Source organism: Streptomyces sp. WELS2, assembly GCF_013870595.1.
Lineage (GTDB): Bacteria > Actinomycetota > Actinomycetes > Streptomycetales > Streptomycetaceae > Streptomyces.
In genome coordinates this window covers 1-447 of the sequence record NZ_JACBWZ010001397.1, presented here as the reverse complement: position 1 = coordinate 447, position 447 = coordinate 1, and the positions used below count along the sequence as shown (strand labels likewise).

Here is a 447-nt window from a genome sequence, read left to right as displayed (position 1 = left end):
GGACTTGCCCTGGTAGAGGAGCTGGAGGTTGCAGGGGTCGATGGTCATGGTCTGGTCGGGGTTGTCGCGGACCAGGTCGCCGTGGCTGATGTCGTTGGTCCAGGAGGCTCCGCTGTTGGCCTTGCCGGCGAAGGGGTTGGACTCGGTGGCGGCCTGCGGGGTCCACGTGCCGTTCAGGCTGGTCGCGGTGAACGAGCGGAAGTAGCGCTGCTCGTTCGCGCCCCGGGCCTCGACGATCATCAGGTACTGGTTCTGGCCCTGGACCTTGTACACCTGCGGCGCCTCGAACAGGTTCTTCACGGTGTCGCTCATGACCGTGGTGTACGAGGAGCCGAAGCTGCCCGGGAAGTTCCCGATCGGCATGCTCGCCCGGTAGATCTTGCCGTTGTCACCGGCGAAGAACAGGTACATGTTCTGGTCGTCGGCGATCAGGGTCTGGTCGATCGG

At 64.7% G+C, this 447-nt stretch carries 1 protein-coding gene; it reads right to left on the bottom strand.

What is annotated here, in order from left to right; all coding sequences use genetic code 11:
• The coding region (locus H5J33_RS36590; RefSeq protein WP_258565656.1) for a non-reducing end alpha-L-arabinofuranosidase family hydrolase at positions 1-447 on the bottom strand (447 nt) is incomplete at both ends.